At 43.4% G+C, this 19,218-nt stretch carries 16 protein-coding genes and 2 tRNA genes; 10 read left to right on the top strand and 8 right to left on the bottom strand.

Annotation, left to right across the window (positions count from 1 at the left end; genetic code table 11):
- The first annotated feature begins 3 nt into the window (after positions 1–3).
- From clpX to ACYQ4O_RS09705, 5 genes are all read left to right on the top strand, one after another.
- Entirely contained in the window at positions 4–1,353 is a 1,350-nt protein-coding gene (gene clpX, locus ACYQ4O_RS09725) for an ATP-dependent Clp protease ATP-binding subunit ClpX (RefSeq protein ID WP_460175477.1), read from the top strand.
- Positions 1,354–1,684: 331 nt separating this feature from the next.
- Positions 1,685–4,087, top strand: a complete 2,403-nt coding sequence (lon, locus tag ACYQ4O_RS09720; protein WP_460175476.1) for an endopeptidase La — start codon at positions 1,685–1,687, stop codon at positions 4,085–4,087.
- 503 nt (positions 4,088–4,590) lie between these two features.
- Positions 4,591–4,863 carry an HU family DNA-binding protein gene (locus ACYQ4O_RS09715; RefSeq protein WP_277037551.1) on the top strand — a complete coding sequence of 91 codons (273 nt, stop codon included), beginning with the start codon at positions 4,591–4,593 and terminating at the stop codon, positions 4,861–4,863.
- 38 nt (positions 4,864–4,901) lie between these two features.
- Positions 4,902–4,977 (top strand) — tRNA-Val (locus tag ACYQ4O_RS09710).
- Positions 4,978–4,980: 3 nt separating this feature from the next.
- Positions 4,981–5,057 (top strand) — tRNA-Asp (locus tag ACYQ4O_RS09705).
- Between the two features lie 134 nt (positions 5,058–5,191).
- On the opposite strand, the gene ACYQ4O_RS09700 is transcribed toward ACYQ4O_RS09705, so the two are convergent.
- Complete coding sequence (locus ACYQ4O_RS09700) at positions 5,192–6,409, bottom strand: YihY family inner membrane protein (protein WP_460175475.1); 1,218 nt, start codon at positions 6,407–6,409, stop codon at positions 5,192–5,194.
- A 30-nt stretch (positions 6,410–6,439) separates the two neighbouring features.
- Positions 6,440–7,837, bottom strand: coding sequence for an L-serine ammonia-lyase (locus ACYQ4O_RS09695; protein ID WP_460175474.1), 1,398 nt, complete (start codon positions 7,835–7,837; stop codon positions 6,440–6,442).
- A 145-nt stretch (positions 7,838–7,982) separates the two neighbouring features.
- Between ACYQ4O_RS09695 and ACYQ4O_RS09690 the strand changes: the two genes are divergently transcribed.
- Positions 7,983–8,312 carry a hypothetical protein gene (locus tag ACYQ4O_RS09690; RefSeq protein ID WP_308513512.1) on the top strand — a complete coding sequence of 110 codons (330 nt, stop codon included), beginning with the start codon at positions 7,983–7,985 and terminating at the stop codon, positions 8,310–8,312.
- Positions 8,313–8,470: 158 nt separating this feature from the next.
- On the opposite strand, the gene ACYQ4O_RS09685 is transcribed toward ACYQ4O_RS09690, so the two are convergent.
- From ACYQ4O_RS09685 to ACYQ4O_RS09675, 3 genes are read right to left on the bottom strand one after another with little or no spacing between them, the layout of a single operon-like run.
- Complete coding sequence (locus ACYQ4O_RS09685; protein ID WP_308513511.1) at positions 8,471–8,794, bottom strand: hypothetical protein; 324 nt, start codon at positions 8,792–8,794, stop codon at positions 8,471–8,473.
- A 40-nt stretch (positions 8,795–8,834) separates the two neighbouring features.
- The gene (locus ACYQ4O_RS09680; protein ID WP_460175473.1) at positions 8,835–10,166 is read right to left on the bottom strand and encodes a sodium-dependent transporter; all 1,332 of its coding nucleotides are present in this window, start codon (positions 10,164–10,166) and stop codon (positions 8,835–8,837) included.
- Positions 10,167–10,178: 12 nt separating this feature from the next.
- Complete coding sequence (locus tag ACYQ4O_RS09675) at positions 10,179–11,510, bottom strand: sodium-dependent transporter (RefSeq protein ID WP_066595754.1); 1,332 nt, start codon at positions 11,508–11,510, stop codon at positions 10,179–10,181.
- A gap of 187 nt (positions 11,511–11,697) precedes the next feature.
- Here ACYQ4O_RS09675 and ACYQ4O_RS09670 point away from each other — a divergent pair, with 187 nt between their 5' ends.
- Together ACYQ4O_RS09670 and ACYQ4O_RS09665 are read left to right on the top strand one after the other, a co-directional pair.
- On the top strand, positions 11,698–11,925 hold the full coding sequence (locus ACYQ4O_RS09670) for a sulfurtransferase TusA family protein (protein ID WP_374041564.1): 228 nt from the start codon (positions 11,698–11,700) through the stop codon (positions 11,923–11,925).
- 16 nt (positions 11,926–11,941) lie between these two features.
- Positions 11,942–13,261: a M20/M25/M40 family metallo-hydrolase gene (locus ACYQ4O_RS09665; RefSeq protein WP_460175472.1), complete on the top strand. Its 1,320-nt coding sequence runs from the start codon at positions 11,942–11,944 to the stop codon at positions 13,259–13,261.
- Here the strand turns inward: ACYQ4O_RS09665 and ACYQ4O_RS09660 are convergent, their stop codons facing one another.
- The 3 genes from ACYQ4O_RS09660 to ACYQ4O_RS09650 form a co-directional block, all read right to left on the bottom strand.
- Complete coding sequence (locus ACYQ4O_RS09660; protein ID WP_460175471.1) at positions 13,262–14,098, bottom strand: hypothetical protein; 837 nt, start codon at positions 14,096–14,098, stop codon at positions 13,262–13,264.
- A 60-nt stretch (positions 14,099–14,158) separates the two neighbouring features.
- Positions 14,159–15,568, bottom strand: coding sequence for an anion permease (locus tag ACYQ4O_RS09655; RefSeq protein ID WP_277037689.1), 1,410 nt, complete (start codon positions 15,566–15,568; stop codon positions 14,159–14,161).
- 492 nt (positions 15,569–16,060) lie between these two features.
- A complete protein-coding gene (locus tag ACYQ4O_RS09650; protein ID WP_460175470.1) occupies positions 16,061–16,234 on the bottom strand; it encodes a hypothetical protein in 174 nt (57 codons plus the stop codon).
- A gap of 312 nt (positions 16,235–16,546) precedes the next feature.
- On the opposite strand from ACYQ4O_RS09650, the gene ACYQ4O_RS09645 reads away from it, so the two are divergent.
- A complete protein-coding gene (locus ACYQ4O_RS09645; protein ID WP_460175469.1) occupies positions 16,547–17,134 on the top strand; it encodes a hypothetical protein in 588 nt (195 codons plus the stop codon).
- A 1,690-nt stretch (positions 17,135–18,824) separates the two neighbouring features.
- Positions 18,825–19,142 carry a hypothetical protein gene (locus ACYQ4O_RS09640; protein WP_460175468.1) on the top strand — a complete coding sequence of 106 codons (318 nt, stop codon included), beginning with the start codon at positions 18,825–18,827 and terminating at the stop codon, positions 19,140–19,142.
- Positions 19,143–19,218: the final 76 nt, after the last annotated feature.

The following is a 19,218-nucleotide window of genomic DNA, read 5'->3' as shown; positions in this document are numbered from 1 at the left end:
ACAATGAAGTTTGGAAGCAAAGATCCTGTGTGCTCCTTCTGCGGAGCCAAGAAAGGGCAGTACGAGGCGATTTACAAATCCAGCGAAGGGGACAGCTATATTTGCAAAGACTGCACTCGCCAGCTGGCTGAATACTCTGGCGTTATTGCCGAAGCAATGAAGCAATCCGGTCTGTCTGCTTCTTCTCCTGCGTCTGCAAAAGATTCTGAGGCAGCCGGAGCTGCAGCAGTAAGCGAATCTATTCTGAATAAGAAGATCCCGACTCCAAGGGAAATTTGCGAGAACCTTGACCAGTACGTGATTGGACAGGCAGAGGCTAAAAAAGTTCTTTCCGTTGCCGTCTACAACCACTATAAGAGACTGAAGAACAAGTTTCAGGGCAACGGTGACGGCGAGGATCTGGAAATTCAAAAGAGCAATATCTTGCTTTTAGGCCCGACAGGTTCCGGCAAAACACTTCTTGCTCAGACAATGGCAAAGATGCTGAATGTTCCCTTTGCTATTGCCGATGCAACCACTTTGACCGAAGCCGGCTATGTTGGAGAAGACGTAGAAAATGTTATTCTGAAGCTCCTTCAGAGTTGTGATTTTGATGTTAAGAAGGCCGAGACCGGCATTATTTACTTAGACGAAATTGATAAGATTGCTCGTAAAAGTGAAAATCCTTCTATCACCAGAGATGTTTCCGGTGAAGGCGTTCAGCAGGCACTTCTTAAGTTGGTAGAAGGCACCGTTGCTTCTGTTCCTCCCGGAGGCGGAAGAAAACATCCTAACGGAAAGAATATTCAGGTCGACACTACAAATATTCTTTTTATTTGCGGTGGTGCATTTGAGGGCTTGGATAAGATTATCCGCAGAAGAACGGAAAAGAGCGGTATAGGCTTTGAGGCTGAAGTTCGCGGCGAAGACGAAAGAAGTGAAGGAGAGATTCTTCACGATATCGAAGCTAAAGATTTAGTGCATTTCGGTTTAATTCCGGAATTGGTAGGCCGACTTCCCATCATCACAACCTTGGACAATTTGGATGAAGATGCTCTGATTCGTATTTTGACCGAACCGAAAAATGCGGTTATCAAGCAATTTGCCAAGTTGTTTGAAATGGAAAATGTGATTTTGGAAGTCAAACCTGAAGCGCTGAAAGAAGCTGCTTTACTGGCTAAGGAAAGAAAGACCGGTGCTAGAGGTCTTAGATCGATTATTGAAAAGGCATTGATGGCAGCCATGTACGAAGTGCCCGACAATAAACAAGTTAAGAAAGTTGTAGTTACGGCCGAGACAATCAGAAATGGAAAGGCTGAGTATGAAGAGTTTTTGGATAGTGAACCGAATCTAAGAATTTCGTCAGACTCATAGTCTTTAAGACATTACCTGAAAGGCCTTGGCAGAGATGCTGAGGCCTTTTCCGTAAAAAGCACGTATGGCTGGAGTTAAAGGAAGGATTATTCAGGTATTGAGCTAGAAAAGCGCAAAAATTACGATAAATCGCCGTTTTTGTTACTCATTTTCTTTTCTTCTAAGGCCTTCAATTTCTAAATGTCGTTTTATACTCAAAAATAAGTTCAAAGAAATACAGAGGGGTGTATTTGAAATACAAAAGTGAGGAACTGTAAAAGTAGACTTGAATAATTTAGGAAAGCCCCCATCTGGACATTGTGAAATGGAAAAAAATAACGTTAGGAAATCAATGACAAATAGAGTTTCAAAAGCAATTCCTGTTTTGCCGTTAAGAGATGTTGTGCTTTTCCCGCACATGATTATGCCTCTTTACGTAGGAAGGCCCAAGTCATTGGCAGCTTTACGTAGAGCAACCGAAAGCAGCACAGGAAAAAATAGAATTCTTCTTCTCTCACAGAAAGAAGCTTCGACAGAAGATCCGACTGCTTCTGATCTTTTTGATGTGGGAACAGTTGCAAGAGTTATTCAGACATTAAAACTTCCGGACGGAACCCATAAGGTTTTAGTGGAAGGACTTTTCCGCTGTAAGGTTAAAAACTTCAGAACATTAAATGACGGAGCTTTAACTGCAACTTATGAAGAAGTCCAAGAAATCCCTGTAGATGATCCTTCTTTCGAGGCCGTTAGAAGGGCATTGCTCTCAACATTTGATACTTATCAGAAGAACAACAAACGCATCACTCCGGATCAATTAAACAAGATTCAAACGTTGTCTGACGGACACCAGCTGGTCGATATGATCGCCCAGCTCCTTATGATTGCCCCGAACAGAAAACAGACTCTTCTTGAAGGGACGAACGCAGTTAAGAGAATGGAAACTCTTCTGACTCTTCTTGAACAAGAGTTAGATATCCAGCAAACTGAAAAGCGCATCAGAGGACGTGTAAAACAGTCAATGGAGAAGAGTCAAAGAGACTATTATCTCCATGAACAGGTTAAAGCCATTCAGAAAGAACTTGGTCAGAACGAACAAGAGTTCACTGAATATGAAGAGAAGATCGCTTCGGCCAAGATGAGCGAAGAGGCTACTGAGAAGGCAAATTCTGAACTCAAAAAGTTAAGAATGATGGGTTCGAATAGTGCGGAAGCCAACGTTATACGCAACTATTTGGATACTATGCTCGGATTGCCATGGTCCAAGAGAAGCAGGATTAACTGTAATTTAACAAGAGCTGCTAAGGTTCTCGATGAAGATCATTATGGCTTGGAGAAAGTCAAAGAAAGAATTATCGAGTATTTAGCAGTTCAGAGTCGCGTCAAAAAAGTTCGCTCTCCAATTCTTTGCTTAGTTGGTGCTCCCGGTGTCGGAAAGACCTCCTTAGGTCAGTCTATAGCCCGAGCAACAGGAAGAAAGTTTGTTCGTATGGCTTTAGGCGGCGTGAGGGATGAAAGCGAAATCAGAGGTCACAGGAGAACTTACGTTGGCTCTATGCCCGGTCGTATTTTGCAGAGTATCAATAAGGCCGGAGTAAATAACCCATTATTCCTTCTTGATGAAGTTGACAAGATGGGAATGGACTATAGAGGAGACCCTGCGGCGGCTTTGCTGGAGGTACTGGATCCGGAACAAAACAGTACTTTCCAAGATCACTATTTAGAAGTCGAGTTTGACTTGTCTGATGTGATGTTTATTGCCACAAGCAACTCTATGAACATTCCGGCTCCTCTCCTGGACAGAATGGAAGTTATTTTCCTTTCGGGCTATACAGAGGATGAAAAGGTTCATATCGCTCAACGCCATCTGATTCCTAAGCAGGTAAAGCTTAACGGCGTAATGGCCAAAGAGCTAAAGATAGAAAAGGATGCAATCGTTGATATTGTTCGTTTCTACACTAGAGAAGCAGGCGTACGCGGTTTGGAAAAAGAGATCAGCAAGATTTGCCGTAAAGTGGTCAAAGATCTTTTGTTAAAGAAAACTTCCGGCAGAACTGTAGTTACGTCAAAGAACCTCGGAGATTATTTAGGGGTTAAACGCTTTAACTTCGGCATGAAGAATAAAAAAGACTTGGTTGGTCAAGTTACAGGTCTAGCTTGGACAGAGGTCGGCGGAGATCTTCTTACTATTGAAGTTGCCACAATGCCGGGCAAAGGAGTTATTACTCGTACCGGCTCTCTTGGCGACGTCATGAAAGAATCAATTGAAGCCGCTCGCACAGTAGTTCGTTCAAGAGCATCTCGTTTGGGAATCTCTTATAAGCAGATTAGCGAAACGGACATTCACGTTCACTTCCCTGAAGGAGCTATTCCCAAGGATGGACCAAGTGCAGGTTCTGCGATTACTTTAGGTTTAGTTTCTGCGTTGACCGGTATTCCCGTAAAAGCCGATGTTGCCATGACCGGTGAAATTACACTTCGCGGAGAAGTCTTGCCGATTGGCGGTTTGAAGGAAAAACTTCTGGCTGCACTAAGAGGTGGCATTAAGACTGTTCTTATTCCGGAAGAAAACATTAAAGATCTGGAAGAAGTTCCGGCTAATGTCAAAGAAGGCTTGAACATTCTTCCTGTTCGTACCATCGATCAGGTTTTAGAAAATGGTTTGGAACATCTGCCGGAACCATTGAAAGAAGAACCGGCGATCCAGCCAATAACGGTTCCTGAACCTTTATTAAGTCGTTCGACTTCGCACGTCTAATTTGTTGAACTATTAACCTCCTTGGAAAAGTCCGGGAGGTTTTCTTTTGCTCGTTTGTTTAAACCACAATAGTCGTCAAATTTATTGCAAAAATCATCAGAGATGCAGTTTGATTTCTATGCAGATATGGATCTTTCAATACTGAAATTTTTCAGTCTTTTTCTTTTGAATAATTAAGAAATCGAATGCGAGAGAGGGGATATCCCTTGTTCTGGGTATTTTTACTCACTTGTTTTGTCATTTTTTGAAAAAATTTGAGATAAAACCCAAAAAGAGATCGAAAAAGCATTGATTTTCAGTCAAAAAATCATCATTGTGGTAATTTAACAACGTTCAGATAGTTATAATTGCCGAGATTGCTTTGGAGCACTAAAAAAGCACTTTTTCATATTGTTAATAATTGTAAAGAAAACTCTGCTTAAAAGTGTTTTACAACAGACAAGATGAATCCTGCTTTGCGCCAAAATTTTGACAAGTAGTTTTATTCCTAAAGGGAGTTTAAATTGAATAAAAGCGAAATGATCGAAGCAATTGCTTCTGAGTGCGATATCTCTAAGGCCTCAGCCCAAAGGGCTTTGGACGCTTTCACCAACAATGTATTAAATGCTTTGAAGAAAGGTGATGAAGTTGTTTTGGCCGGATTCGGTACATTTTCTGTTGCTGAAAGAGCTCCAAGAAAAGCAAGAAATCTTCACACTAATGAAGAAATTGAAATCCCAGCTAAAAAAGTTCCTAAATTTAAGGCTGGCAAATTTTTAAAAGATGCTGTAGAATAGCGTTCTGTTGTTGATGAGAACCGAGCTGTTCTCGCAACGGATGCTTAGCTCAGTTGGTAGAGCGGCGCCCTTACAAGGCGTAGGTCGGGAGTTCGAGACTCTCAGCATCCACCAAATGGAGTGGTAGTTCAGTTGGTTAGAATATCGGCCTGTCACGCCGAGGGTCGCGGGTTCGAGTCCCGTCCACTCCGCCAAAATTCTGGTCCGGAATCGAAAAAAATTGATTCCGGATTTTCTCTTTTCTGGAGTTGACTTCAGGACTATTTGCACCAGATTCCTTCTTCTTTGACGCCGAGGAATTTCCGTTTCCGAGAATATTTTCTGAGCGTTACTTTGAGAATATCTGAGCAATAGGAGTATTGAGCCATTGGTCGTTCAGACCGGATTCAATCCAAACTCTTTCAGATTCATCCGAGGTCAGCAAAGAATTGCTTGTATCAACGGCAAATTCTTCAAAGACCTCCTTGAGGGTGGCCTTGTTTCCATCTACCAACAATGCCCAGCTCACGGAGTATTTTTCCCCGATTCTTACGACATAGTGTTTAGCTAAAAGACGAGAAAGAATATGGTCGACAGCATTGGGATAACTCCCCGATTTATCGGCAAGTTCAATGTCTGTCATGATTGGATTGCCGCTTTGCTTGGCTTCGTATAACAATTTAATTAAAGCCACCGCAGACAGAAGTTTATTCCCGGTTTTATTAAAGTCAGAGTATCTAGTGGCACGCAGCATCGGTAAAGTTGCTGTTAAAGCAGCTCCGCCAAGTACAAGCATCCACATAATATACATCCAGGTCAAAAGAACAGGGATAGCAGCAAAGGCTCCATAGATTGTCGTGTAAGACCCTCGGAGGATGTATACCCCAAATCCCCACCGGAATATTGCCATTACAGTGGCTGTCACACAGCCGCCGATAATCGCGTCCTTCCACAAAACTCTGCAGTTAGGGACGTATTTATATAGACAGGCTAAGATAACTCCTTGAATAAGGGCTTGAACCGGCTGATAAATCCATTGGAATTCCGCTGTCAGTTTTCCCATGACAGCTAAACCGGTGACATAAGAGGAGGCGGCTAAGCTCATGGCTAAAATGACGGGCCCAAGAGTCAGAAGCGCCCAGTAAAGCAAGAAACGGCTTACCCAGTTTCTGAGGTGCTTAACTTGGAATGTCCTGTTTAAACCTTCGTCAATGGTGGCGATACAAAGAATTGCTGATACGCCGAGACCGATTACACCGAATATCGTCAAGCCGGTGGCTTTTTCTGCAAATTCTTTGATATACCCCATTATTTGTACGCTGTATTGTTCCGGAAGAAGCGTCGAAAAAAGAAACTGCTCCAGACTTTCGCGGTAAGTAGCAAACAACGGGAAGGCGGCAAAGGCCGCCATAATGACGGCAATAGCGGGAACAATCGAAAGAATAGTCGTCAGCGTCAACGTTGAAGCAACTTGCTTTAACTGTGCCTCTTCTATTCTTCCGGTTACAAACTTATAAAGCTCAAATAACTTTGATTGGTGTTTTAATTTTTTTAAGATACTAATCATGTAACCTCCTGCTACATGTTAGTTATAACATTAACACTCTACAATGCACACAGCTAAGCCGCCTAAACTAGTCTCTTTGTACTTTGTCTTCATGTCTTTACCCGTGGCCAACATGGTCTTGATGACTTGGTCAAGACTAATATAGTGAGAACCATCGCCTTGAACAGCAAGACGGACGGAGTTCACTGCTTTGACGGCACTGACAGCATTACGTTCAATACATGGAATCTGCACTTGGCCTGCGACAGGATCACACGTAAGACCAAGGTGATGCTCCATAGCAATTTCTGCTGCATTTTCAATTTGGTTATTTGTTGCGCCTAAAGCTGCCGCAAGTCCGGCTGCGGCCATTGAACAAGCGACACCGATTTCTCCCTGACATCCGACTTCTGCGCCCGATATAGATGCATTTGTTTTGTACAGAGCTCCGATGGCGCCTGCAGTGAGAAGAAAGTTCCTGATTCCCTCTTGGGAACTGCCTTTAACAAAGGTTCTGTAATAGGCTAAAACAGCTGGGATAACACCGGCGGCTCCATTTGTCGGAGCAGTGACAACACGGCCTCCGGCTGCATTTTCTTCACTGACGGCAAGTGCAAAAGCATTTATCCAGTCGATAATTTGAAGAGGATCCTGGTCTAAAGAAAGACGGCTGTTTTTAAGCTTTTCGAAAAGAGTCTTAGCTCTTCTCTTTACCTTTAACGGTCCCGGGAGGACTTCCGAGTTTCTAAGTCCTCTCTGCAGACATTCGTCCATAACCGAAGCTATGTAATCTAATTGTTTGTCGATTTCTTCATTGCTCTTTCTTGAGAGCTCATTTTCTCGAACTAATTCAGCAATAGTCTTGTTGTGCTTCTTGCATAAGTTGATTAGTTCTCTGGCAGTTGAATAAGGATAGGGGACTGATACTGGTTCCTTGTCCATTGTGTAGGACAACTTTTTGTTCTCTGCTTTAGCCTCTTCTTCGGTTTCAATAAAACCGCCGCCAACGGAATAGATCTTTTCTTGCAGAAGAATATTTCCTTGTTTATCGAATGCTTTAAATAACAATGTATTCGTGTGGTAAGGATCTTCAACGGTCGGTTTAAAGACAAGATCTGTGTCGTAATCAAATTTAACCTCATGCTGCTTTGCAAGGTTAATGATCTTATTTTCTTTAATTGACTTAATTGTTGCTGGGATACTGTCAATATCTACTTCAGACGGGCTTTCCAACATCAAGCCAAGAAGTACTGCCTGATCCGTGGAGTGGCCGATACCGGTCGCGGCCAAACTTCCAAGTAAATCGATTTGAAGCCGGTGAACTTTGTCTAGAAGCCCGTTCTCGACCAGACGGTTTGCAAATTTTCGGGCAGCTCTCATTGGGCCGACGGTGTGAGAGGAAGAAGGTCCAACTCCGACCCGAAACATATCAAATATAGATATCGTCATTTCTTTTAGTTCAATTAAGTTAGAACGCTATTTTAGTTGAAGCTTAATTTTTAATGAAGAAGGCTCAATATAGGAGAAAACCAAGAAATAAGACGAGATGAGAACTATGCTCATAAATGATATATGCTTTGGCTTGGAGGTATCAATGTCAATCAAACTACTCATTAGCAGTTTCTTAGCCACAGCCATTATTTCTACATCCGCCGTTGCTTCAGAAAACCTAATCTCTAATATTCTTACGGATCCAGATCAGACAGTTAAGGGAGAGTGGATTGTTCAAACAGAAAAACTTCTTCCTCAAAAAAATATAGACTTGCTTGATATGGAAAATAATCCCATTCGAGACAATCCCTGCGTAAAAATTAATCTCGTCCGAGAACAAAAGGGTTCTTTGTGGATTCAGCAAGTTGTCATTGAGCCGATAAAGAATCCGGAATTCTGCACTATGGAGGCAAGTGCGCTGTTGGGTCGTTAAGCGCAGTTGGTTGCAACTACGGTTCATCTTCCTCCCAGCGCTGGGCTCGAACGTTAACGCTCTCACATTCAAAATATGGTTTAGTTTTTATTTTTTGTTAACTTTCGAATAAAAAAATCCCGCGCTTTTCGGCACGGGATCTCGAAGCATTTTTGAAATTATGCTTTCATCTTGTCTGCGATGTAATCAGAAAGTTCCTTTGCAGCGAGTTTTGCTCGATCATCTGAACCAACAAAAATCTCCGAAAGAAGTCTTTCGCTTACAAGTTCCGGATTGTAGGTAATATGTAGATCATTGCCTTTAAGTTCGCAGCTGTTAAAAGCTGAGTCTGGGCTGCATTGTTCCGCGATTTCTTGAATCTTCCCTTTGGCCAGCATGGCAACAATTGGATTCTTAAAGGTGAGTTCAATGTGTTCACCTGAAATATTCTTCAGATCCACAAAATCTCTTGCTTTAAAAAGATTTTCAATGCTCAAAGACATTTTGTTTCCTTTAATCAAAACTTGTTATGCCGCAAGTTTACTAAATTAAGCCGGCGATCATAATAACCAGCACTAAAGCAGGACAAAAGACTCCGATAAGAATACGTAACCATTTCTTCCAGGCCGGATAGCCTTCTTTGGTCGGCCATTGAGTATGTACTTTGTCCCAAGCAAACCAAGCAGCTAAGATGGCGGAAATAATGCCGCCGACGGGAAGGGCAAGGTTAGAGACGAAGAAGTCTGCTAAATCGAAAGGAGTTTTGCCAAATAGCTTTGTATCTGCGAGAACTCCGAAGGAGAGAGCACACGGAATACTAAGGATGAGCATAAAGAGCAGGCAGATGACTACTGACTTGGGTCGGGAAATCTTAAGCTCTTGAACCATCCAAGTAATATCAATTTCCAGCATTGAAACAGCAGAGGTCAAAGCTGCAACAATTAAGCAAGCAAAGAAAACAACTGCAAAGAATTGTCCTCCCGGCAGCTGACTGAAGATAGCCGGCATCGTAATGAAAGTGAGGCCCGGGCCAGCGGTGGGATCCATTCCGAAAGCAAAGTTTGCCGGAAGAATCATAAGCCCTGCCATTAAGGAAACTATCAAGGATAAAGTGATAATCCAGAAGCTGCTGTTGATGAGATCTGTTTTGTCATCAAGGTATGCTCCATAGGTCAGCATGCAGCCGGCACCGACGGAATAAGAGAAAAATACCAGTCCCATTGCGTCAACAAGAGCTTTAAAGCTGAATTTGCTGAAATCCGGATAGAAAAGATATTTCACTCCCTCCCAAGATCCTTCTTGCATGAGCCCCGTAACAATGAGAACGATCATGAAGAGAAACAGCAAAGGCATGAGTATTCTGGAACAAAGCTCAATCCCTTTACGAATTCCGCCGCCGACGACAATTCCCACTAAGGCAAGGAAGCCAACCTGCGCTGAAACAGCTATGTAAGGAGAAGAAGAGAGTTCTCCGAACAATGCGCCTAAAGCGGCAGGAGTGGCTTCCGGAAATCCAATCACTGCTTCGTAAAAATAAAGCAGGCACCATCCGCCGACGACTGAGTAGAAAGAGAGAACAACGAAACCGATAATGATCCCAAGGTAACCCAAAAATGCCCAGAAAGGTCCGCCAAGGTTGCGGTAGGCGGTAACGATACCTCCTTTGCCGGCTTTACCCAGCGTAATTTCCGCTAAGAGAAGACCTAAGGCCAAGGTAAAGGAAAGAATGACATAAGGAAGCAAAAATGCTGCGCCTCCCTCAGCCCCGGCCATGTACGGGAATTTCCAGATTGCTCCCAGACCTACGGCAGCACCAACGCTGGCTAGAACAAAGCCTAATTTGCCGGTCCAAGAGTTAGAGGGTTGCGAAGACATTCTTAAAAACTCCTACATTAGGTTGAAGACCGCAATGACTGCGATAAAACAAGGTGCTACGAAAGCCAAAAGGAATCTGAAAACCTTCATCCATGTTTCGTTGCGCTCTTTAGTTAAATTGACTTCATATTTTGATTTGTCGAAGAAGAACCAGCCGGTAATTGCAATGACAAACAAAGCAGAAACAGGCATGAGAATATTGCAGGCGACAAAATCGGCGAAGTCAAAGAAATTTTTCCCGAAAATCTTAATATCTGACCACGGACCCATTGCAAGCGCACAAGGAATGCTGCAGATAGTCAGAGAGACGAATAAAAGAATTGCTGCAGATTTGCGTTTTAAGTGCCATTCATCCATGAGATATGCCAAAGGTACTTCAAATAAGGAAATCATTGAAGTAAGAGCGGCCACGAACAAACAACCGTAGAAGCAAAATGCAAAGAAATTAGGGAAGGGGAAATTTGCAAAGACTGCAGGCATGGTAATGAAGGTTAGTCCGGGACCTGCACTTGGATTTAATCCGAAAGCCAATACCGGCGGAATAACCATTAAACCTGCGAGCAACGCTGATACCAAGGCAAGGAAGGCAACCCAAATGGCAGAGGAGGGAAGGTCTTCTTTATGGCTGATGTAAGAGCCGTAGGTAATCATAATGCCCATGCCCAAAGACAATGAGAAGAAGGTAAAGCCCATTGCATTCAGCAAGGAGTTAGCTGTTACCTGATCCCAGCGAGGTGCAAAAAGGAACTTAAGACCCTCTGTTGCGCCCGGAAGAGTCAAACCTTTGACAATGAGAATGATCATGAGCACGAAGAGCAAAGGCATGAGAATCTTTGAAATTCTTTCAATACCTTTATTGACGCCGAAGATCAAAATGCCGGCGGTAATAGCCAAGAACAAGGTTTGATAAATAATGGCAGACAAAGGCGTGCTGACAGTGTCAGTAAAAGTCTTTTCAAGAAGAGCCAAATCAGTAGATGCGGCTTTTCCCATGACGGATTCGAATAGATAAGTTAAGCACCAGCCTCCTACATTGCTGTAGTAGGTCATGATTAAGAAGGCGCAAAAGACGCCTATGAAACCTAAAGGTGCCCAAAGAGGACCGGCAATTCTTTTGAAGCTGGTGACAACGCTGCCTCTTCCTGCACGTCCGATAATGAACTCTGCCAAAATCAGAACAACTCCCATGGTAAAGACCATAAGAATGAAGGGAAGAAGGAAAGCACTTCCTCCATTTGCGCCAACCATATATGGGAACTTCCAGATTGCTCCCAAACCTACCGCCGAACCGGTAGCTGCAAGAATAAAGCCGAGTTTTGAACCCCAATTACTTCTATCGGACATTTCTAACTTTCTAAAAACGTAAATATTGTTATAAATAAACTGAATTATTGAGTTTACTGTTGGATTTTCAAAAAAAAGAAGATCTTGATGGAAATTTGACCTAAAAATCATTTCTCGAGTTCTTGAGAAGTAAAATCTGACATAAGAACTAATTAAATGGCATTCAAGGAAGTGAGATATGGAAGATTTGATTGTTAATTCTGAAATAGACACAAAAGGGACAAAATGCCCGATGCCGATGTTAAAGACGAAAAAAGCTTTGGCAAAAATGCTATCCGGTGAAGTTCTAAGAATATTAGCGACAGATCCTCATGCAGAGATTGATTTAAAGCAGTTTGCTCAGCAGACAGGACATGAATTTATCTCTTCGAATTTAGAAGACGGTGTTTACGTTATTTTGATGCGCCGCAAATAATCCAAGGACAGATTTGATGGAAAAGATTATGCAAGACAGAGATAGGATGCTGAACGTCTCGGAACACGCCCAAAAGGTAGTGAGAGCTATTTACGGGACTGAATCCGTACAAAAAGCCTTGGAGATGGCCAAACTCCAAGAACCTTATGCCATTGAAGAACAAATTGAGATCTGCGAGGTTCCCGCCCCTCCGATGAAAGAACTCCAAAGGGGAGAACTAATCAAAGAAAAAATGCGTGCATACGGACTCGAAGCAGAAATGGATCCTGTAGGAAACGTCATTGCCCGCTATAAAGGGAGTTGCTTTGAAGCACCTGTCTGCGTCATTACGGCCCACTTAGATACGGTTTTTGGAGAAGAAGTAGAAATTAAGGTCAGAAGAAAAGAAGGACGCCTTTATGCTCCTGGAATTTCTGATGACACACGTGGTCTGGCTAGTATGCTGCAAGTTATTCGCTGCTTGGTAAGCAACAATATCAAGACGCAGGGAGATATTCTTTTTGTAGCTACTGTGGGAGAAGAGGCTGAAGGAGATTTGCGAGGAGTAAAAAGACTTTTCTATACTTCCGGAATTCATATTGACGGAATGTTGGCTCTGGATTCGGCTGACCCGGGACGACTTTTGTGGGGATCAACGGGCTCCAAGAGATACAAAATAGAATTCACCGGCCCCGGAGGTCACAGCTATTTGAACTTCGGTCAATGCCCAAGTGCCACCCAAGCCCTTTGCAGAGCAGGAAGTCTTCTTGCGGAATTGGAAGTTCCCGATAGTCCGCGCACTACATTTACGATAGGCACAATGAAAGGCGGTACATCCGTCAACTCGATCGCTGAACACGCTGAATGCGAAATTGATTTAAGAAGTACTGACAATGAAACCCTCTACAGCTTGGTCGACTCAGTTCTTCCTCTTTTCTCGGAAGGTGCCGAGTTAGAAAACCAGAGGTGGGGCATCACTCAAGAGGAGCTGAAGGTTAAATGCAAAGTAACTCCTCTCGGACATCGTCCGGCAGGTATGCAGGATGACTCAAGTTCTGTTCTTCAGGCTGCAGGAGCGGCAATGGAAGCACTTGGTATCGAACTGACTAACTATACCAGCGCTTCTACCGATCAAAACGTACCCATGTCAATGGGTATCCCGTCAACGACGCTCGGTACGGGCGGCCGAGAAGGGCTTAGTCACTCGTTAAACGAATGGTACGAACCTTATCGTTCTTTCGAGGGTCCGCAGCTTGCTTTGCTGACGGTTTTGGCTTTAGTCGGAATTGAAAACGGTCCGGCTCCAATGCTTGGAATTTATTCTGGTCAGTCTCAGCATCATTACAAATTTCAATAATTAGTTGACTGTATCAGCTTGCCGGGTTTTGTCGCCCGGCATTTTTTCTTGAGTTTCCAAGATTACAACTTCTTCAAGGATGTCCGGTTTTTCTGACGATGTTTTCTTTTGTGTTTTTGTAATGAGATAAGGTGTTCCCGGCTCGTTGAAGAATGCGTTTAAGTTGACGGTCTCTTGAATCTTGAAAAGCGCTCTTTTAAGAAGTTGTTCGTTAAGTTTATCCAGGGCAACGGATTCGCCTTTTATGGTGTAGTCCAAACGCGGAACTTCGAAAGGCTCAACTTTTTCAGGGCTGCTTGGGGAGTCAGCGAACAAACCTGACTGGACATAAACATCGCCTTCAACGATTCGGGAGGTCACTTCCTCACCGTTTTTATTTCTGAAGGTTACGCGAAGTTTGCCAAACTTTCTTTCTGTCAGCCGGATAGCGCCGATATAGGGCAAGAAGCGCATGCCTAAATTTTCCATTGTATTAGAGGCTTCAACGTATATTTCTCCGTCTAACCCTCGATCGTTAATAAGAGCAAAATTATTTCTTTCTAAAAACTGGGTTATATGGTTTTTAAAGTTGTCTTCAAAGAACATAGACACGGATTCTTCCATTATTCCTTCACCATCGGCGTCTACCCCTTGAAGAATATATCTGGTTGAGAGAGAAAGGTTAAGAGGGGCCGAAGTCGGCTTTATTTCTTCATCTTTTATATAGGGTGAATCGGAAGGAAACCAACCATGCTTTGGCGTTCCGATAGAAAGTCCTGTGGAGGCGACTCCAATGACAGTGCAGCCCGTATTCAGACAGGCCAGGACAAATAATAAAAGAAGCGTAACAAATCTCATGGCTAAAAATAAGGCGCCCGTTCGGACGCCTTATTTTAACCTAGGTTGGGTAATTTGAAATTAGTATAAACCGATGACCTTCCACCAAGCCATACCAATTGTGAGCCAAATCACAACGTTGATAGTGCAAATTACGAAACCGTTTCTCCACCATTCGCTCTGAGAGACATAACCGGCACCGAAGTAAACAGGACCGCAGCCGTTACCGTAGTGAGTAAGAGAGATCGGGCAGTTTGCGAAGAAGCCGAATGCCAAAGCGACTAATAAACCCGGAACGCCGCAGGCTGCAGCAACAGCGATGAATGCTGCATACATAGCGGAAATACGAGCTGTAACGGACGCGAAGCAATAGTGAGAGTATGTGTAAATAAGGGTGATAGCGATAAAGGAAGCAATCCAGCCAAGATTTGCAGCAGCGATTGCTGTGCCGATAATCTTAGCGATCCAAGCAATAAATCCGGATTTTGCTAATGCGGTTGCTAATGCGACCAAGCCGCCCATCCAGAACATTGCGTCCCAAGCACCTTTTTCAGAAAGGATGTCTTTCCAATCCAAAACTTTGAAGACCAGCATAATTGACACAGCAAGCATAGCGACAGGTGTTGCGCCGAGCTTTGTCCAGCTTCCGGTTGCCCACAGGATAAGGCAAAGAACGAAAACAAAAGCCAAAACCTTTTCTTGGAGAGTCATTGGACCCATATTTTCGAGTTCTTTAACGGCCAAATTATGAGCGTCAGGCATTGCTTTGAGTTCCGGAGGAGAGAGCTTGAGCATGACCAAAGGTACTAGGAACAAAGAAATCAAGCCCGGGACAATTGCGGCAACAGCCCAACCCATCCAAGTGACTTCTACGCCTAAAGTGCTTTCAGCTAATCCTACGCACAAGGGGTTGCCGGCCATAGATGTCAAGAACATCATACAAGTGACGGCGTCCGTGTGATAACCGACTTGCATCAAGTATTTACCGATTTTGCCGGCTGTCGGTCCCGGGGAGGAGCCGAAAGCGTTGCTTAAGGACTGAACGATCGGATAGAACACACCGCCTCCGCGAGCTGTTGCCGAGGGCATAGCCGGAGAGATAACTAGTTCTGAGAGAGCAATGGAATAGCCCAAAGAGAGAGAGGAGCGGCCAATGTATTTAATGATGACGAAAGCGATTCTCTTTCCAAAGCCGGTCTTGATAAAGCCTCTGGAAAGGAAGAATGCGCAGACGATCAACCAGATGGTGCCGTTACCGAAACCCATCAATGCTTCGCCGGTCTTAAGAACGCCGGTTACAGCACAGAATGTGAGAGCTAAGAAAGCAACCGCACCCATGGAAATAGGCTGCAGGATAAATCCTGCGATGGTTGCAATAAAGATGGCAAACAGATGCCATGCTTTAGGAGTCAAGCCTTCCGGGGTAGGACAAATCCAGACGATCAGTCCTAGTCCTAAGACTATGATCCAGTTCCGTAATGTTTTACTCATTTTTTCTTCCTGAAAGTTTTGAGGTTGTGTTACTTATTGAGAACTTCTTAACAATTCGTAACATGGACAGTTTATTCTTAGCGACATAAATAAGCCAGTAAAAAGTATTAAGGGTAAACGATTGGTAACGATAAAAATCAAATAGTTATTTACGTTTTTGGAGAGATGAAAAACAACAAGGAGATGATTCTTTGTTTTGAAAAAATAAACAGTGAAAGAAGGAGGTGAACGGAATCGGTTCTAATTTGTCATTACCTCTATTTTTGCAATGGCTGATTCCTCAGTTGGCTTTTAACATATTGACGAAGTGGCAAAGCGTAACGGCTTAAGCACTTCTCTCTAACCGATACGGTTTTAAATCGGATTGGTTTTGCCGAGAACTCAACGGCTTTATTTTTCGGCACAAAAACAAAAATTGCAAAGGCCAAAGAGAAGGACTTCTCCATTGAGATACAGCTCACTCTAATCTCGTGAGATTCCAGAAGTTGCAGGCTACTTACCCTTTAACGGCGAACCTTCTGTAGCAGAGGCAGCCGGCCAAGACCAAGAAGTCAAGCAGGCAGCCGCCCAAAGACTGGAGGCCTTACGTACTGCCAACTCAGAGCTTTTCAAGACTGAGGTATCTGAGGTCACGGCTGAAGTCGGTGCGCAGATTCTCAACGCCATCGCAGATGAAGCCGAGGCTCAGCTTCTGCAGGCCGTCTTTGCTCGTTCGTGGCCTCCAGTGCACTTGACCTTGGGATGAGTCCCAAACAGTTTTGGCAAGAGTACGGGGCCAGCATTCTTGGCGAGTCTGATGTATAACGTGACGCAAAAGGCAACCTTACAGAAGTTCAAGGTAAGGCACCCGGTCAATGGAAAACAGACGTTTTTAAGCAATCATGGGGTGACCAAGAGAGATTTAAGCAGTTCATCGTTGAGGCTCCTCGTAGTTTCAAAGGCAGCTATGCCGTGTTAAGGAACTTTCTAAAATCCCTAATGGGCAGTCCTCTGAAGGTAGGCAATTCAGGAACATTAACTCTTGGAGTTAATGGGATAAAAGAACTAGTTAGCAGGCCGGATGGAACAAGGCAGGTTGACGATGAAACTTTTAAATTAGCAGTTACAAATATAGAGGAGCTCTTATCCAGATCATTATATGGTTGGTCAGCCCCCGATAAAAAAGGAAGAGAAGCTATTGACCACGGAGAAAAGCATTTTTCTGGATTTATACATCTCGGAAAGGTCTATGGTGTAAAAATGACTGTCAGGGTCGTGAAGGAGAGTCAGGGAGGTAAGAAACTTTATGAGCTTGACGCGATTGAGATAAGCTCCCTTGAGAAAGGAATGGAGTGGCTAAATAAAGCTTACAGCGGGGAGCCTAAAAGTAAAGCCTCCCTTTCAGCTAAAGCCACAAGGGAGGGAATGCGAAAAGAGCCCGAATGGGATAGTCACGACTTCACTTTAACACCGATGAATCTGGAAGTACAAGGGTTGTTTGATGCCTTGTATCGTTTAGGCCACAGTTTCTTCTCGCAAGTCTCCAAGGGAGCCAGGTTCGGTACCACAGGTGTTAATGGAATATAAGAGTTTCGAAGAAAACATAAAGTAAAAAGTAAAGTTGGCGAAGAAATAAAGTCGAGGTTGCCAACATTCAGGAATACTGGCTCACTCTATTCTTGGCTGGCTCCAGAAAAAAGAAGGAGTTTCATTCCTCACGTTGAAAAGCGTTTTTCGAGATTTGTATATCAAGGAAAAGTTTACGGAATAAAAATAGTTTTGCGAGTGGTGGCTGAAAATTGCGAAGGAATGATACTTTATGAAGTTGATACACTCGAAGTAAGCTCTCTTGAGGTAGCAAGATGTATTAACGTGACTTTTAAAGGAGAGCGTACAGACAATCTCCTTCGCAGCCAAGGCTACGAAGGAGTGCATGTGAAAAGGGCCCGAGGGCGCTAGTCACGATTTTACTTTAGCACCGATGAATCCAGGAGTATAAGGACTAATTGAAGCATTGTATCGTTTAGGCCACGGTACTTTCTTCAAGCCTTCAAAGGTGATATTGACGATCGGCATCTACAGTCAAGACAAATTTAGATGTTTAAACGAAGGATAAAACCTATTCAGTTGAGTGGGGAAAGTTCGTTTGGGGGACCCACAGAAAGCGATAAAAGAAAATGTTGGAGGAGATAGTATGAAAAACCCGCTGCATCTAAATCGAAGACAGCGGGGGGTGCGTTGACTACCTAACGGGTCCCAACGCTCATAAAAAATATACCACAAATAAATCCTGAAAAAAGCCTGATAGAGAAGTTATATCGTTTACACAACGGCTACTTCTCTTAAGCCTCTAGAGAAGACTTCCATCCCGACTTGAAACTTATCGCGCGCAGGAAGTCTGCTGACTGCTCCAGGATTCTGTACAAGGAAGGAAACGTGTTTTTAAAGGCAAGAATGAAGTCTGTGCGGATTTGTTTAAAAAAGAAAAGCCTAATCAACGGAAAGCCGATGAGACGGAATAATCATGTGGAGAAGATGAAAGGGTGAAATAGTGTATTGATGGAAGTAAGGGCAGTTATGCCACTTTGAAAATTTTTTTATCCTTAGCAGGCGGCTCCTTTAAGATAGGTAATTCAAGAATTGTGACTTTTGGAGTCAATGGGAGTAAAGAATTATTAAGTAGCCACGACGAAACAATAGCCGCAGACTATGAAATTTGTAAATATGGACGAATCCTTATCCAGGTCAATTCGGGGGTGGTCCGCGCCAGATAAAAAAGGAGGGGAGACTATCTATCTTCTAGGTTTATGCACCTAGAAAAAGCTTACTGTGTAAAAACAACTGTCAGAGTTGGGTGAGAGAATCAAGGAGGAAAAAACTTTGTGAGGTTAATGAGATTGGGATAAACATCCTAAGGGAAGGGATGAAATAGCTTGATAAGGCCTATAGTGTTGAGTAACTAAGTAAAGCCTCCTCCACAACTGAGGTCACGGAGGAGGGAAGAAGCGGAACACCAGAAAGTCCTCCGCTTGATGCTTTGACTTTAACACGGATGAATCCGGAAGTGCAAGGAATTGAGAACAGGTGAGAGGAGGTAAGGAGAAATTCTGAGACCTAGGAAAAAATTCTCAGCTCTTCCATTAATCGTTCGGCAGCCTCAAGTTTTTCCTTGATGCTTTTATCTTTTGGCGTAAACCATATCAAGCTTGTCCCTAGCGGTGTAATTTGATAACTTCAATAGCCTAGAGAAGGAGATTACATGCATAGGAAAGTTACCATGCTTAGTCATCGTGTTAATCAGACAACTGAAGAAGGGTATCTTAAAACAGAGAAAATCCGGAATATTCCAGACAACAGCGTGCCGGAGATGATTGACGACCTTAACTATGTTGGAGTGACAAAGTGCATGGGAACTTCGCCGGTGAAATATTTATGGGGTCAACTCACTCTCAAGCAACGGGACTACTACAAATTTGCAAGAGTACTGTTGCCCGAGGGAACATTTGTCTTAGATAGTTTACATCTAGGTAAGAAAAGTTCAGGTTTAATGACATGGAACCCTTCTGCTCCTCATTGGAGAATGGGAGCAAAATAAAAATGTTTGTAAAAATTTTCCAAATTTGGAGGTTCCATGTCAACCAAAAGAATACTCTCAAATACGATTGATACCA

This window comes from Turicimonas sp. TL08 (assembly GCF_054660695.1).
This window is presented reverse-complemented; position numbering and strand designations above follow the sequence as displayed.